The organism is Stenotrophomonas sp. P5_A9, from assembly GCF_056400525.1.
Window position 1 is genome coordinate 1 of the sequence record NZ_JBFULC010000083.1, and the last position, 14,668, is coordinate 14,668.

The 14,668-nt window shown below is 67.5% G+C and carries 14 protein-coding genes, 2 tRNA genes, 1 other RNA gene and 1 pseudogene; 7 read left to right on the forward strand and 11 right to left on the reverse strand.

What is annotated here, in order from left to right; translation table 11 throughout:
- The coding region (gene dnaX / locus AC1DR7_RS18480) for a DNA polymerase III subunit gamma/tau (protein WP_478076611.1) at nucleotides 1-1,267 on the reverse strand (1,267 nt) is incomplete at its 3' end.
- 136 nt (nucleotides 1,268-1,403) lie between these two features.
- On the opposite strand from dnaX, the gene AC1DR7_RS18485 reads away from it, so the two are divergent.
- Nucleotides 1,404-1,496, forward strand: a tRNA-Ser gene (locus AC1DR7_RS18485).
- A 238-nt stretch (nucleotides 1,497-1,734) separates the two neighbouring features.
- Nucleotides 1,735-2,154: pseudogene (locus AC1DR7_RS18490) on the forward strand (GNAT family N-acetyltransferase); the annotation flags it as partial.
- Nucleotides 2,155-2,237: 83 nt separating this feature from the next.
- Here AC1DR7_RS18490 and AC1DR7_RS18495 read toward each other — a convergent pair.
- Complete coding sequence (locus AC1DR7_RS18495) at nucleotides 2,238-2,555, reverse strand: DMT family transporter (RefSeq protein ID WP_256775656.1); 318 nt, start codon at nucleotides 2,553-2,555, stop codon at nucleotides 2,238-2,240.
- 276 nt (nucleotides 2,556-2,831) lie between these two features.
- Here AC1DR7_RS18495 and ffs point away from each other — a divergent pair.
- Nucleotides 2,832-2,928: signal recognition particle sRNA small type (ffs, locus tag AC1DR7_RS18500), an RNA gene on the forward strand.
- 44 nt (nucleotides 2,929-2,972) lie between these two features.
- On the opposite strand, the gene AC1DR7_RS18505 is transcribed toward ffs, so the two are convergent.
- From AC1DR7_RS18505 to AC1DR7_RS18515, 3 genes are read right to left on the reverse strand one after another with little or no spacing between them, the layout of a single operon-like run.
- Nucleotides 2,973-3,356 carry a nuclear transport factor 2 family protein gene (locus AC1DR7_RS18505; RefSeq protein WP_457318079.1) on the reverse strand — a complete coding sequence of 128 codons (384 nt, stop codon included), beginning with the start codon at nucleotides 3,354-3,356 and terminating at the stop codon, nucleotides 2,973-2,975.
- A gap of 2 nt (nucleotides 3,357-3,358) precedes the next feature.
- Nucleotides 3,359-4,126 carry an MBL fold metallo-hydrolase gene (locus AC1DR7_RS18510; protein WP_256775654.1) on the reverse strand — a complete coding sequence of 256 codons (768 nt, stop codon included), beginning with the start codon at nucleotides 4,124-4,126 and terminating at the stop codon, nucleotides 3,359-3,361.
- Complete coding sequence (locus tag AC1DR7_RS18515) at nucleotides 4,126-4,875, reverse strand: 3-deoxy-D-manno-octulosonic acid kinase (protein ID WP_457318080.1); 750 nt, start codon at nucleotides 4,873-4,875, stop codon at nucleotides 4,126-4,128. The genes AC1DR7_RS18510 and AC1DR7_RS18515 overlap by 1 nt, the downstream gene beginning before the upstream one ends.
- 21 nt (nucleotides 4,876-4,896) lie before the next feature.
- Between AC1DR7_RS18515 and AC1DR7_RS18520 the strand changes: the two genes are divergently transcribed.
- A complete protein-coding gene (locus tag AC1DR7_RS18520) occupies nucleotides 4,897-5,946 on the forward strand; it encodes a glycosyltransferase family 9 protein (RefSeq protein ID WP_457318081.1) in 1,050 nt (349 codons plus the stop codon).
- Nucleotides 5,947-6,044: 98 nt separating this feature from the next.
- Here the strand turns inward: AC1DR7_RS18520 and AC1DR7_RS18525 are convergent, their stop codons facing one another.
- Entirely contained in the window at nucleotides 6,045-6,452 is a 408-nt protein-coding gene (locus AC1DR7_RS18525) for a DUF6165 family protein (protein ID WP_256775651.1), read from the reverse strand.
- Nucleotides 6,453-6,748: 296 nt separating this feature from the next.
- A tRNA-Ser gene (locus AC1DR7_RS18530) sits at nucleotides 6,749-6,839 on the reverse strand.
- 170 nt (nucleotides 6,840-7,009) lie between these two features.
- On the opposite strand from AC1DR7_RS18530, the gene AC1DR7_RS18535 reads away from it, so the two are divergent.
- On the forward strand, nucleotides 7,010-7,714 hold the full coding sequence (locus AC1DR7_RS18535) for a PP2C family protein-serine/threonine phosphatase (protein WP_256775650.1): 705 nt from the start codon (nucleotides 7,010-7,012) through the stop codon (nucleotides 7,712-7,714).
- Nucleotides 7,715-7,915: 201 nt separating this feature from the next.
- Here AC1DR7_RS18535 and dnaQ read toward each other — a convergent pair whose 3' ends face one another.
- Genes dnaQ through AC1DR7_RS18550 form a run of 3 tightly spaced genes read right to left on the reverse strand, consistent with a single transcriptional unit; the run spans nucleotide 7,916 to nucleotide 9,754 of the window.
- On the reverse strand, nucleotides 7,916-8,641 hold the full coding sequence (dnaQ, locus tag AC1DR7_RS18540; RefSeq protein WP_457318082.1) for a DNA polymerase III subunit epsilon: 726 nt from the start codon (nucleotides 8,639-8,641) through the stop codon (nucleotides 7,916-7,918).
- A 4-nt stretch (nucleotides 8,642-8,645) separates the two neighbouring features.
- On the reverse strand, nucleotides 8,646-9,098 hold the full coding sequence (gene rnhA / locus AC1DR7_RS18545) for a ribonuclease HI (RefSeq protein ID WP_256775648.1): 453 nt from the start codon (nucleotides 9,096-9,098) through the stop codon (nucleotides 8,646-8,648).
- Between the two features lie 11 nt (nucleotides 9,099-9,109).
- Nucleotides 9,110-9,754 carry a methyltransferase domain-containing protein gene (locus AC1DR7_RS18550; RefSeq protein ID WP_478076612.1) on the reverse strand — a complete coding sequence of 215 codons (645 nt, stop codon included), beginning with the start codon at nucleotides 9,752-9,754 and terminating at the stop codon, nucleotides 9,110-9,112.
- Nucleotides 9,755-9,765: 11 nt separating this feature from the next.
- On the opposite strand from AC1DR7_RS18550, the gene gloB reads away from it, so the two are divergent.
- Together gloB and AC1DR7_RS18560 are read left to right on the forward strand one after the other, a co-directional pair.
- Nucleotides 9,766-10,533 carry a hydroxyacylglutathione hydrolase gene (gene gloB / locus AC1DR7_RS18555; protein ID WP_457318084.1) on the forward strand — a complete coding sequence of 256 codons (768 nt, stop codon included), beginning with the start codon at nucleotides 9,766-9,768 and terminating at the stop codon, nucleotides 10,531-10,533.
- The gene (locus AC1DR7_RS18560) at nucleotides 10,530-11,762 is read left to right on the forward strand and encodes a lytic transglycosylase domain-containing protein (protein WP_457318085.1); all 1,233 of its coding nucleotides are present in this window, start codon (nucleotides 10,530-10,532) and stop codon (nucleotides 11,760-11,762) included. Before gloB ends, AC1DR7_RS18560 begins: the two co-directional genes overlap by 4 nt.
- Before the next feature lie 497 nt (nucleotides 11,763-12,259).
- Here AC1DR7_RS18560 and AC1DR7_RS18565 read toward each other — a convergent pair whose 3' ends face one another.
- A complete protein-coding gene (locus AC1DR7_RS18565) occupies nucleotides 12,260-14,233 on the reverse strand; it encodes a peptidyl-prolyl cis-trans isomerase (RefSeq protein ID WP_478052262.1) in 1,974 nt (657 codons plus the stop codon).
- Between the last annotated feature and the right edge of the window lie 435 nt (nucleotides 14,234-14,668).

Genomic DNA, 14,668 nt, shown 5'->3' on the forward strand with positions numbered 1-14,668 from the left:
GGGCGACGGGCGGCRCGGCCACCACCGGCGCCGCCGGTGCCACAACGGCCGCGGGCGCGGCGGCGGCGACGACGGTGGCGGTTACGGCCGCGGGTGCAGCCGCCATTCCACTGCCCTGGGCCGCGCTGCCGGAGCCACTGTTCACCTCGGTGCCGGTCCCCGGATCACGCGGTACCGGCGGCACCGCCGCGGCCGGACGGAACGCCAGCATGCGCAGCACGGCCATTTCAAAGCCGGCGCGCGGGCTCGGCGCCAGATACAGGTCGCGACGGCCGCCCAGTGCCATCTGGTACCAGAGCTGCACCACTTCCGGGCGCAGGCGCTGGGCGAAAGCGGCGGCATCGATGCCTTCGCCGTCGGCCTGGGCACCCGGCACCAGCTGCTGCACCTGGATGCGGTGCAGGGCCTCGGCGAGCGCTTCGAGCACGCCACTCCAGTCCGGCGAGAACTCGGCCAGCGCGGCCACCACCTGCAACAGGCGTACGCCGTCACCGTCGGCCAGGGCCTCCAGCATGGCGGCCACCTGGGTGCGGTCGACCGTGCCCAGCATGGTGCGCACCACGTCCTCGCGCAGCGCCCCGCCGGCATAGGCGATGGCCTGGTCGAGCAGCGACAGGCCATCACGCAGGCTGCCGTCGGCGGCCTTGGCCAGCTGCACGATCGCCGTCGGGTCGGATTCGATCTCCTCGGCGGCCAGGATCCGGGTCATCTGGCCCTGGATCTGGTCCTCGTCCAACCGCTTCAGGTTGAACTGCAGGCAGCGCGACAGCACCGTCACCGGCAGCTTCTGCGGGTCGGTGGTGGCCAGCAGGAACTTCACATGCTCCGGCGGCTCTTCCAGCGTCTTCAGCAGCGCATTGAAGGCCGCCTTGGACAGCATGTGCACTTCGTCGATCAGGTAGACCTTGTACTTGCCGCGCGAGGGCATGTACTGGGCGTTCTCGATCACTTCGCGGACGTCGTCCACGCCGGTATTGGACGCGGCATCGATCTCGAGCAGGTCGATGTAACGACCCGAATCGATGTCCAAGCAGGCCGGGCACTGGCCGCACGGGTCGGCGCTGGTGCCCTGCTCGCAGTTCAGCGACTTGGCGAAAATACGCGCGATGGTGGTCTTACCGACCCCGCGGGTACCGGTAAACAGGAACGCATGGTGCACCCGGCCGCTGTCCAGCGCATTGCTGAGCGCACGGACCACGTGTTCCTGGCCCACCAGCTCGGCAAAACGCTTCGGACGCCACTTGCGGGCAAGGACGAGATAGGACATCAGGCCACCGTCTTCATCGGGACGTCCATTGTGCCACGCCTGTCCAGCCCCCCTGCCCTCCGTCTCGTGCCGCTTGTGCGATTGCAATTCCCCCGCTAGAATCTGCGCCCCTGCAGCGGGTTATCGCAGCAGGTCCGGAGAGGTGTCCGAGCGGTTGAAGGAGCACGCCTGGAAAGTGTGTAAGCGTCTAAACCGCGCTTCGGGGGTTCGAATCCCCCTCTCTCCGCCAGGTTCAGGAAGAAGCCGTCCTTCGGGGCGGCTTCTTCGTTTTCCGGCCGGCCTTGTCGCCACGGTCCGCCCCTGCGACCGTCCTTCATCCCAGCCAATGGGGAGCCTCGATCGTACGGCCTGAGTGCGCCCTACCCCGATGCTCTTTACGGACGCACAGCGCGCGCGGCTGGGTATCGCCCGGCGGGGATCACCGCCCATGGCACAGTAGCCTCCCCTACTCGCCCGCTGATGATTCCGTGTCCACCCTTCGCCTCTTCGCCACTCCCGATGCAAGCGCCTGTCTGGAGATATTCGACAGCAACGTGCCGTACTACTTCGGCGCCCACGAACGCAGGGACTTCTCCAACTACCTGCTGCAACGCGAGCGCGCGCAGGATTACCTCGTGGTGGAGCGTGCCGGCCGGATTGCTGCCTGCGGCGGGCTGATGCGGACCGATGAGGACACGGCTGCATTCTGCTGGGGCATGGTCGACAGCAGCCTGCACCGCCAGGGCCTGGGCAACATCCTGGCGCTGGCGCGCGTAGCGCAGGCACGTGCCCTCGGCGTGCGTCGCCTGACCCTGAGCACCAGCCAGCACACCCGGGGTTTCTACGCTGCACAGGGCTTCATCGTGACCGCGATCGTGCCCGATGGCCACGGTCCCGGCCTGGATGCGGTGCACATGGAACGCCCGTTAGGCCGCGCTGAGCGGCGCCACCACACACGCGTCAGCCACGCATGGTGTGGCTCTACCCGGGGTCAACTGCTCGACAGCTTCATCAGCACCAATCCGCTCACGATCAGCACCGCCGCGGCAATCCGCATTGCGCTGACGGTTTCGCCGAGGAAGGTGATGCCGATGACGAACGCGCCGACCGCGCCGATGCCGGTCCAGATCGTGTATGCCGTGCCCAGCGGCAACGTGCGCATCGCCAGTGACAACAGCCAGAAGCTGGCAATCATGGTGACCAGGGTGATGATCGACGGGGTGAGCTTGCTGAAGCCGTCGGACTGCTTCATCGCGAACGCCCAGACGATTTCCAGTACACCGGCTGCCAACAGATAGATCCAGGCCATACGGCCCTCCTTGATGGGGGCCAGGTCGTCCTGGACGTTGTTCCCGATGCGGGGGAGGTCGTTCCTCCTGTACCGGCCATTTTAGCGCCACGCCACGCCAATGGACGCCGGGCCGTGCTGTTGGCTACAGGCGATTCAGGCGAGTATCTGGCACTGCGTGCCGCGCATGCGCTAGAATGCGCGACTGCACTACGGGGGCACGCTCCTGCAGTACAGCTTCCCACGCCGAGCACCGATCCCTGATCGCCCCGCGTGCGGAACGTCTCTATGGTGGCCCCGTCGGCCCCTCGCGACGCTAGGTCGAAAATCCCGCCAGGGCCGGAAGGCAGCAACGGTATCGATCGACGCGGGCGCCGAGGCAAGCCGGCGGGGCCGCCACCTTTTCCGGCCCCGGTTTTCCTGTCGCGACGCTGCCGCTCAAGGCGCCGTTGGCGTGCCCTGGTGGAATACCACACGCCAGGCATCCTCGCGCAGACGCCAAAGCGAACTACGCAGCACCTCGCGCTGGCGCACGCCGTCGATCACATACCAGCTGCGATACCGCACCTGCGCCACGGTCGGGGCGAGCAGGCTCACGGCGTAGTCGTCAGACTCGATCTCCACTGCGGTCCGTTCGGCCGGGATGTCGACCAGCGCCGCGGCGCGCCCGTAACAAGTGCCTGAGCTGCCGATTTCACTGAAGTCCGCATCAAGCAGCGCCGCCAGGCGCGCCACATCGCTGCGGACGACCGGGTCATGCAGGGCGCGCTCGAGCGCTTCGAGATGGGCGGCAAGTGCGGCGGCGTTGGACGCGCGCGGCATGCTCAAGGCGGATCCTGGGCCAGCACGTGCATCGCCGTCGGCGTAGCCAGCGCCACGCATTCGCCCGGCAGCGCGACGCGATGCCCGCGCTGGCGCAACGCCTGTCCGTCGGCATGGCTGGCGTAGTGGTACAGCATCATTCGCGACTGCAACTCACGGCTGTACTCGCGCTCCAGATCATCCACCCCGGTATGCGAGGGATTGCCATGCAGGCCACAGTCGTGGGCGATCAGTTCGTTGTCGTCGGCATAGCGGGCCAGCATCTCCGGAATCGGGCGGGTATCGCCGCTCCAGGTGATCGCGCCCTTCAGGCGCAGGCCGTAGGCGGTTTCCGGCCAATGGTGACGCACCGGGAACACCTCCAGCCGCACACCGTCGTGCCAGAACGCATCGCCGACCACGATCAACTGGAAGGCGTCCCAGAAATTGGCGCCGCCCTCGGCCAGCACGTTCGGATAATCGGCCACCCGTTTATGCAGCAGCGGCACTACCGTGGCCGGCACATACAGGCGGATGCGACCGCGCCGTTGCGGCGAGAAAAAGGCATCGACGAACAACCGCTCGAAACCGGCCACATGGTCCAGGTGCACGTGGGTGACGAACAGCGCCTGCGGGACATGCCCGTACTGCGCCTGGAACGCGGTCAGACCCTCGCCACCGCAGTCGATGGTCAGCCACGGCCGGCCCTCGCGTTCGATCACCGCCATCGGCGAGCCGAGCTCGACGGCCGACGCATTGCCGACCCCCATGAAACGCAGCGCCCAGGACATCAGTACCCCCGGTTCCAGGCCAGGTCGTAGGCACGGCGCAGCCGTGCGTAATCTTTTTCCACATCGTCCTGGCTGCGCTCGCCGCGCAGCTTGATCAGCGAACGCAGCAGGCGCTTGAGGTTCTTTTCGCGCCAACGGGTGGCGGGAATACGCTGCACGCAACGGTCGAAATCGATCAGCCAGCCATGGCCGTTGGCATCGAACAGGATGTTGTGCGCGTTGAGGTCGGCATGGTCCAGGCCGGCGCGATGGAACCGCGCGATCAGCCGGCCGGTTTCCTCCCACGGTGCGCCCCGTCCGGCCACCAGCGCGCGGTCGGCAAGTGAGCGCACCCCTTCCAGCCGCTCCATCAGGATCGCGGCCCGGTAGCGCATGCCATCGCGCATGTAGAACGCGGCGATCGGCTGCGGCACCGGCAGTTTCAACGCGCGCAGTGCGCGCATCAGGCGGAATTCGGCGAAGCTGCGGGTGCGGTTGGCGCCGCGCCACAGGTACTGATCGCGGCTCAGCTTGGCCGCCATGCCGCCGCGCAGGTACAGCCGCAGCACGCATTGGCCGAAGGGCGCATCGACGAACCACGCACCGCCCCGGCCGCCGTCCCCGACCGGCCGCGCCCGCTCGGCCCAGTGGGCTGGCGAGAACAGACCGATCTCGGCTTGCCGCAGCCGTTCCCGGTCGAACAGAATGGAACCCATGCCGCGTCCATCACGGCAAGGCGTCAGCGCTTCAGTGGCGTCGAATGCGACCATTACTTCGAGTCTAACAACACCATGGCATCAGCGTCCTCTTCCTTGTGTCTTTTGCGTTTGTCCGCACTGGGCGACGTCACCCACGTGGTGCCGCTGGTGCGGACCCTGCAGAAGGCCAGGCCAGGCACGCCACTGCACTGGATCATCGACAAGGCCGGTCACAAACTGCTCGACGGCCTGCCCGGCGTGGTGTTCCACCCCTACGACAAGAAGACCGGGCTGGCCGGGATGCGCGCGCTGCGCGCGACGTTCCCGCCGGGGCGTTTCGAGGCGCTGCTGCAGATGCAGGTGGCCTTCCGCGCCAACGTGCTCTCCGCCTTCGTACCCGCCAGGCGCAGGATCGGCTACGACAAGGCGCGCTCGAAGGACCTTCACGGACTTTTCATCAACGAACGCATCCCCGACCGCCCCGGCATCCATGTGCTCGATGCGATCGGCAGTTTCGGCGAGCCGCTCGGCATTGCCCAGACCGAAGTCAGCTGGGACCTGGCCGTGCCGCCGGCGGCAGTCGACTGGGCGCAGGCGCAATGGGAGGACGATGGCCGCCCGGTGCTGATGATCTCGCCCTGCTCCAGCCATGTGCGCCGCAACTGGTATGCCGACCGCTACGCCGCCGTGGCCAACCATGCCAGCGCGCGCGGCTGGCAGGTGGTGCTGTGCGGTGGGCGCAGCGCGCTGGAGCGCGAGATGACCGACGCCATCCTGGCCCAGCTGCACACTCCCGCGCTGGACCTGGTCGGCAAGGACACACTCAAGCAGCTGCCAGCCCTGCTGGCCCGCGCCGCGCTGGTGATGACGCCCGACTCGGGCCCGATGCACATCGCCAACGCCATGGGCACCAAGGTGCTGGGCCTGCATGCGGCCAGCAATCCGGCGCGCAGTGGCCCGTATTCGGACCGCCGTTACTGCGTGGACCGCTATGACGATGCCGCGCGCAGGTTCCTCGGCAAGCCGGCCAGCGAACTGAAATGGGGCACCAAGGTCGAGTTCGACGATGTGATGCAGCTGATCACCGTTGAAGACGGCATCGCCGCGTTCGAGCGGTATGTCGCCGATCATCGCCCGGCCTGATCGGCGCAATTGACGCTGCGCGGTCAAGCGGGGCCGGACATTGCGGGGTTGCCGGCCGGCGGCCGGCATTACCACCTGCGCATCGCAGGCCGACGGAGTTACGCGCCCCTGGGTGCGTAATCCTTGTACGACTTCTCTTCGACGTAGCCCGAGCCCAGCGCCAGGTTGATCGCCTTCTTGATCCGGGCACGCTCGTCGTTCTGCAGGTACACGCTGCGGGCCAGCGCGACGAAGTTCTCGTCGAAGGCCTGCGCCTTGTCCTGCAGGCGGATGTTGTCCTCGATGTCCCACAGCCGCTCGTTGACCGCCTTCAGGTCGGCACGCAGACGCGCGATGTCCTTCACCGCCGCCGGGTGCGCCATCCAGGTCTTGTCCAGCGCGCTCAGCTCGGCATGGATGTTGGCCAGTTTGGCGGCATCGTCGATGCGCTCGGACTTGATCTGCAGGATCGAGATCTTGTCCAGCAGCTCGCCAAAGGAAACAGGAACCAGAATTTCAGCGGTCATGGGGGAGATCCGTTACATGAGACGGGCAGTTTAGCGGACCCGGCGTAGAACACAGGTGGGCTGCCTGACGCACTGTTCCCGCGTTTCTCATCCTGCCGTCAGGTGGCGCACTCCCCACTGGTGGCACAAGCCCCTCTGTTGAGGGGCTGCCCCGACAGGGGCGGGGAGAGGCAGGCAAAGGGACCGGGCCCAAACGCTGCGAAGCGGCGTTTGGGGCGACGGCGCAACGCGCCGTCGCATCCCGCGCCAGATCAAAAGAAAAGGGCTGCCCACCGGGCAGCCCTTTTCTTTTGATCTGGCGGAGAGGGGGGGATTCGAACCCCCGAGGCGCTATAAACGCCTGCCTGATTTCGAGTCAGGTACATTCAACCGCTCTGCCACCTCTCCAGATGGTCCCGGCGAACCGGGAGGCGAATGATACGGGCAGGACGCGTCGGCGACAAGTCATTCGTTTGCAACGGAAGTGAATTTCTTCTGTATGGATACCTTGCCGGATGTCCGGCGGGCCGCGATCATGCCGTTCTCCCCCGCAACGTCCCCTTGCCTGCAGCCACCCCATGATCGAATTCGGACACCTGACCCACCCTGGCCTGCGCCGTGACCTCAACGAGGACACCTACTACGGCGATGGCGAACTGGCGTTGTGGCTGGTGGCCGACGGCATGGGCGGACACGCCTGCGGCGAAGTGGCCAGCGCGCTGGCGCGCGAGACCATCGTGCGCGAGATCCGCCAGGGCGCGTCGCTGGCGCATGCGATCCGGGTCGCCGACGAGGAAATCATCCGCACCTCCCGGCGGCGCAATGACAGCCTGCCGATGGGCACCACCGTGGTCGCCGCGCGCGTTCAGGGCAACCGCTACGAAGTGGCCTGGGTCGGCGACAGCCGCGCCTACCTGTGGCGCGATGGCCAGCTGGCCCAGCTCAGCCAGGACCACAGCGTGGTCCAGGAACTGGTCGCCCAAGGCAACCTGACTGCCGAACAGGCGCGCGCGCACCCGCACCGCAACGTGGTGACCCAGGCGCTGGGCGTGACCGACCCGGCCCACCTCAACGTCGCCACCACCACAGGCGAACTGCGCCCGGGCATGCAGCTGCTGCTGTGCAGCGACGGGCTGACCGAGGAAGTGGAAGACAAGGGCATCGCCAGCACGCTGGCCTTTGACGACGCCAGCGCGCAGGAGTGCGTGGATACCCTGGTCGCCGCCGCGCTCGATGGCGGCGGTTCGGACAACATCACCGTGATCCTGGTGCGTTGCCACTGAGGGCTGACGGGTTGCGGGGCGGTGGACGGTTCGATACGCCGGTTGGATGAGCGTGGCCGAGCAGGCGGCGTAACCCCTTGAGGGTCGCCGAACGAAAGGCAGCCACGCATGGCGTGGCTCTACCCGTGAAGATCGACGCCCGTAGCGGCCCGTAGACCGACGCCTGGAGCGACCCGTACCGCCAGGTGAGTCGCGCCGCGGTCAGCCCGCTTCGGCCATCTCGCGCTCGCCGTCCCATATCGCATGGCCGGCCTTCTTGCGCAGCTTGGCCAGGCGCGCCTGGTGCGCTTCCAGCTCGGAGGCGGTTGCCACCACACGGGGGCGCGGCAGCAGACGCGAGGTGTCGAACGCCTGCGCGTGCGCGGTGCCGCCCTTGGCTTCGTCGGCCGAACCGAAGCCGATTTCTTCCTGGCCCGAGGTCAGTGCGATGTACACATCGCCCAGGATCTGGGCATCGAGCAGGCCGCCGTGCAACTGGCGATGCGCATTGTCCACGCCCAGCCGCCGGCACAGTGCGTCCAGCGAATTACGCTGGCCCGGGAAGCGCTCGCGCGCCATCTTCAGCGTATCGATCACCGTGCAGCGGTCGGTGATCTTGCCGTAGTGGTCGCCGAGCAGCGACAGCTCGTTGTCCAGGAAGCCGATGTCGAACGCGGCGTTGTGGATGATCAGTTCGGCGCCATCGATGAAGGCGAGGAACTCATCGGCGATCTGCGCGAAGTCGGGCTTGTCGGCCAGGAAGTCCAAGGTCAGCCCGGTGACTTCCTGCGCGCCCTGTTCGAACTCGCAGTCCGGCTTGATGTACTGGTGGTAGTTGTTGCCGCTGGGGCGACGTTCGAGCAGTTCCACACAGCCGATTTCGACGATGCGGTTGCCCTTTCGCCATTCCAGACCGGTGGTTTCGGTATCGAGGATGATCTGACGCATGGGCTCAGTGTACCGGGCCGGCGGCGCGGATCCGGATCGCGGCATCGCGCGCCAGCTGGTCCACCCGCTCGTTGTCCGGGTCACCGGAATGGCCCTTCACCCAACGCCAGTCGATGGTGTGCATGAGGGTGGCCGCGTGCAGGCGCTCCCACAGTTCGCGGTTCTTGACCGGAGCGCCACCGGCGGTCTTCCAGTTCTTGCGGATCCAGCCCGGCATCCACTCGGTCAGGCCCTGGCGCACGTACTGGGAATCGGTGAACAGCACGATGTTGCACGGCTCGCTCAGCGCCTCCAACCCGGAGATGGCGGCCATCAGCTCCATCCGGTTGTTGGTGGTGTGCGCTTCGCCGCCGCTCAGTTCACGCTCGTGCGCGTTGTAGCGCAGCAGTGCCGCCCAGCCGCCGGGGCCGGGATTGCCGAGGCAGGAACCGTCGGTGTGTATTTCTATGGTCTTCATTGCATTCCAGATCAGGTCGCCACGGTGCCGTGCCATTGGCGGACCGGCAGTGGCGTAGGTCCCGGCAAGGCCAGGGTGCGTTTCTCGGCGCTGAACAGGCACGCCGCGCGCAGCAGTGCGAGGCTGCGGTGGCCGGGTGCCCGGTCGTGCCACATCGGTCCCAGGTAGGTCACGTCCTGGCAGGCCAGCCCGCACCGCTCCAGGGTATGCCGGAGCCGCTGCGGGCTGCGCACTACCAGCCMGTGGTGGCGCCATTGGCGGCGATACGGGCTGAACGGGTTGAGAGTGGACAGCCAGAGCCGGCCGCCGGGCATCAGCACCCGTGCACATTCGTCGATCAGCTGTTCGGCGTCGCGGGCGGTGACGTGCTGGAGCACGATCGCGTTGACGCTCTCGCTCGGCAGCGGCAGGGGCAGACCGCAGTGGGCATCGCCGGCAAATCCGGCGCCGTCACGGTACAGGCGCAGCCCACGCCCGGGCAGGCTKGGCAGGGCCGCCCACGCGGCGGTCGGCGCCACCCACAGCCAGGGCGTCACCGGGTGCTCGGCGAGCAGGGGCATCAGGTGCTGCAACTCCAGCTGGCACAGCACTTGTGCCGGTTCAGTATCAAACCAGGATGCGACTGACGCTTGACGGGGGCTCGGCGTGGCGGGCATGGTCCAATTCTATGCGACTCACTGCCCTACCCGCATTTGCGGACAACTACATCTGGGCCCTGGTCGCCGACGACGGCCGCGCGGTCGTGGTCGACCCGGGCCAGGCATCGCCGGTTCTGGCTGCCGCAGCGCAGCAGGGATGGACGCCTGAGGCGATTCTTCTCACCCACCACCACGACGACCACATCGGCGGCGTGACCGAGCTGCAGGGCCGGTATCCGGGGCTTGCGGTATACGCGCCACACGATCCGCGCATGCCGATGGCGACGCATCGGGTAGGCGAAGGTGAACACGTTCAGGCATTGGGCCAGACGTTCCACGTAGTATCCGTGCCCGGTCACACCCGGTCGCATGTCGCGTTTCACACCGCTGAACATCTTTTCAGTGGGGACGCGCTGTTCAGCCTGGGCTGTGGTCGCATGTTCGAAGGTACGCCGTCCCAGCTGCAGGCATCCCTGCACAAGCTGGCGTCCCTGCCCCCGCACCTGCTGTTGTGTTGCGGGCACGAATACACCGTGTCAAATGCCGTCTTCGCGCGGCACGTCGACCCCACCAACGCTGCGTTGCTGCAGCGCCATGAGGAGGCCCTGGCCATGCGCCGCGATGACCGCCCCACGCTGCCGGTAACACTGGCCAGCGAGCTGGAATGCAATCCGTTCCTGCGCACCCGTTTTCCCTCGATCCAGCAGGCCGTCAGTGCCCACCTGGGTCGCCCCGTCACCGATGAAGTCGATGTCGTCGTAGGTCTGCGCGGCTGGAAAGACGGATTCCGTACATGAGCCGGCGATTGTTGCCGCTCGCGCTCGGCCTGGGACTTGCCCTTGCCGGTGGCGCGAGCGCCCAGTCGTTGAGTGCGGGAATGTCGCAGAACGTGGCCGGGCTCTCGCAGCTGCCACTGGACCCCGCCGCCCTGCCGCCGGTTTCGGTGCGCAACGGGCAGGAGATCTTCGCCAGCTTCCGGGAAGGCTTGGCCGAACCCACCTGCAACGCCGAGGCCACCAGCCCGCGTTGGCAGAAACAGTTCGCCCACGCCCCGTCGCGGCTGGCCAACCAGGACGATGACGCCCTGGTGCTGTTCGGCTATGTGGTCGAAGAGCTGCGTCGCTCGAACCTGCCCACCGAGTTCGCGCTGATCCCGTTCGTGGAAAGCGGCTACCGGCCCAATGCCCGCAACGGCAGCGGCCCGGCCGGGCTGTGGCAGTTCATCGCCACCACCGCCAAGAACCACCGGGTCCAGATGACCGCCGGGTACGACGGCCGCCTGTCGGCGGTGGACTCCACCCAGGCCGCGGTGCGTTACCTCAAGACCCTGCATGGCATGTTCGGCGGCGACTGGCGCCTGGCCACGATGGCCTACAACGCCGGCGAGTACCGCGTCCTGCAGTCGTTGCGCAAGGCCGGCATGAACGCGCAGAACGCGCGGCCAGCCGAGCTGCCGGGGCTGTCGCCGATCACCTACGCCTACGTCGAGAAGCTGCACGCGCTGGCCTGCGTGCTGGAAACAGCTGAAACCAAGCCGGGCGTGATGGCCTCGCTGGACCGCACCGTGCCGGTGCTCAAGGGGCACACCCTGCCGGCCGGCACCAGCGTCCAACAGTGGGCCGCACAGCGCTCCCTGGACCCGGCGCGGATCGCGCGACTCAACCCGGCCCTGGCCAGCGGCAAGGGCCGTCCGAGCGGCCAGGTCACCTTGCTGGCCCCGGCCAGCCACGCGCCGGTGGACGCCAGCGCAGCGGTAATGGCGACAGTCGCCGCCGCCGACAGCCCCACCCCCGTCGATACGACAGCGCCGTCGGCCAAGGCCGAGGCACCGGCACCGCGCGTGGCGCGGACCGTGGCCAGCAGCGCCGATCGCCCGCGTAGCCGCCGCCATACCGTCCGCGACGGCGAGTCGCCGTGGACGATCGCCCGTCGCTATGGCATGCCGCTGAAGGCCCTGTTGTCACTCAATGGGCTCAACGGCAGCAGCGTGCTGAAGCCCGGCGCGGTGTTGCGCGTGGAGGATTGACGGGGTCGCCCGGCGATCCAGAGCGGTACCTGCGATGCCCGGCGATGCCGGGCATCGTCGTTTCCGGGTTCTGCGTCTCGTTGCGGGGCCGCGCCAAGGGCGGAAGCGCCGGTTCGGGGCAGCGCGCGATCCCGCCGATCAGCCGGATCGGCGGTCGCCTGAGCGAGACCCTGCGGAAACGTAGCGGAGCACATCGTCGAGGATGCGGCGCAGCGCGCTGGCGCGCGAGGTGGCTGGCGCGCCTGATGGTCCACGCGACGGCGACTCGGGGCCGCGCCCCGGCCGACTGCCGACCCGGGCACGGGATGCGGTGTCGGCAGGACCATGGCCGAAGGCGCATTGGCACTGGCACTCGCATCAGCCGTTGTGCGGTTGGCCTTGGTTCTCTGGCATCCGACCTCACTCGCCTGAAACCTGGCGCCCCGCCCAGCCCTACCCTCCACAACGTAGAAGGCCCGGCAATGCCGGGCCTTCTGCTGCCGCTGCAACCGGGTCGGTTACAGGTTCGCCTCTTCGGTCTGCACCTTGTAATGCTTGCGCATCGCGTCGATGTAGGCCTTGGCTGCGGCCATGCCATCGATCTGGTTCAGCTGATCGGTGAAGGCCTTCTTCTGCTCCGGCAGGACCTCGGCCAGGTTGGCCGGGGTCACCTTGGTGACCGCGTACACCAGGTAACGGCCCTGCACGGCCACCTTGCCGTAGCTCGGCTTGCCTTCGGTCGGTGCCTGCGCGCCGAACACGGCACGGTTGATCTCCGGGGTCGGGACCGGCTGGGTGCGCGGCAGGCCCGGCAGCGGGCTCACCTGCAGCTTCTCGCTGACCGCGAGCGCCTGCAGGGTCTGCCCCGCCTTGAGCTTGGCCAGCAGCGCGTCAGCGGCCTTCTCCGAGGCCTGGCGGCTACGGTCGGTACGGATCGCGGCAATCACCTGCTCACGCGCCTTGACCAACGGCAGCGCCTGTTCCGGGCTGTGGTCGGTCACCCGGATCATCACGTTGTGGTTCGGTGCGATCTCGATCGGGTCGCTGACCGTGCCGTCCTGGGTGAGGATGTCGGAGAACGCGGCGCGCAGCACGGCCGGATTGGCGGCGATGCCGCTGGCGGTGGTGCGGGTGAACGGCCCCAGCGTCTGCACCGGCAGGCCCATCTCCTTGGCCGGGCCTTCCAGCGAGGTCGGGTTCTTGTAGACCAGATCCACCAGGCGACCGCTCAGATCGGTGAAGGCGCGCTCGTTGTCGGCCTTGAGCTGCTCGGCGGCCAGCTGGTCGCGCACTTCTTCGAACGAACGGCTCTCGCCCCCCTTCTTTTCGCGCAGCAGCAGCACGTGGTAACCGAAGTCGGTCTTGACCGGACCGGTCACCTCACCGGCCTGCATCGCAAACAACGCGTCTTCGAACGGCTTGACCATCGCGCCACGCTCGACCCACCCCAGATCGCCACCGTGTTCCTTGGAACCGGGGTCTTCAGAGTTGGCCTTGGCCAGCGCGGCGAAGTCGGCACCCGGCTTCTTGGCGTCGGCGGCGATGCGGTTCGCCTTTTCTTCGGCGGCTTTCAGCTTGGCCGGATCACTGCCATCGGCGGCGATCAGGATGTGCGAGGCCAGGCGCTGTTCCGGCGTGGCAAAGCGTGCCTTTTCATCGGCATAGCGCTTGCGCAGGGTCGCCTCGTCGGCCGCGGTGGCGGCCGGCAGGGTGGCACCGTTGATTTCCACGTATTCCAGCGACACGGTTTCCGGCTGGCGGAAGTCCTTGATATGGCCGTCGTACCACTGCTTGATCTGCGCGTCGGTGACTTCGGCGGTATCGGCCGGCAGTTCCGGCAGCGCGGCCAGTTCAACGTCGCGGGTTTCGCCCAGCAGCTTGAGCAGGCGCTCGGTTTCAGCGGCAGTGGCGAAACCGGACAACTGCAGCGCCGACGGGATCACCGACTGCTGGATGCTCTCGCGCACCAGCGCCTCGAACTGGGTCGGGGTGCGCGGCGGATTGCCACCGGCCAGCGCCAGGCGGTACTGGGTGTCGCTGAACTTGCCATCGGGACCCACGAACGCCGGGATCGCGGCGATGTATTCGCGTACGGCGTTGTCGCCAATCACGATGCCGGACTGTTCGCCGGCCAGGCGCACGACCTGCTCGTCGATCATCTGGTCGAGCACGGCCAGCTTGTTCTCGGTGCTTTCGAAATGGCGCGGGTCGAAGTCTTCGCCCTGCTCCTGGCGGGCCTGCTGGCGCGCCTGTTCGAAACGCACGCGGAAGTCCTGCGAGCTGATCTCATGGTGCTGCCACAGGAACGACATCGGCCACCATGCCGGCGCCGAGCGCCACCACGTCGGCGGCGCTGCCACCTTGGCCACGTTCTGCGCACCCACGCCACCGAGGTAGCTGGAGTCGATCACGAACAGGAACGGAATCATCAGCAGCCCCAGGATCACCGTAACGATCCAGCCCGAGGTCTTGTCGCGAAGTTTCTGCAGCATGGGAAAAATCATGGCCTGAGTGGCGAGCCGGGCAGTGTAACCCGCTTCCGGCGTGGCTCCAAAACCATCGCGGGCAGGCGCGGTACCGCTACCGCAACGGCTGCGGGCCGCCGGATGTCGCCATCACATCGGCCCCGGCATCGGCAGCTGGTCATGACGCGCTTGATGCTGTCGCGATAGACAGAAGCGGTTCTTGTGCCAGCGGCGTGGCAGGCAGAAACGCGCTGTGAACCTCCCCAGGCGCGGCTGTTGGTGGATCGGGCGCTGGTCCCCCATGCCCCTTCGGGCGAATGTCCTCCGGCGTCGGCCTGCGGCCACCCCCTCCTCCTTGTTTCGCCACCAGCGGTGGTCGGCGGGTCGGGCGCTGGGCGCCGATGCCCTTTCCGGCGAATGTCCCCCGGCGTCGGCCTTCGGCCGCCCCCTCCTCCTTTATTT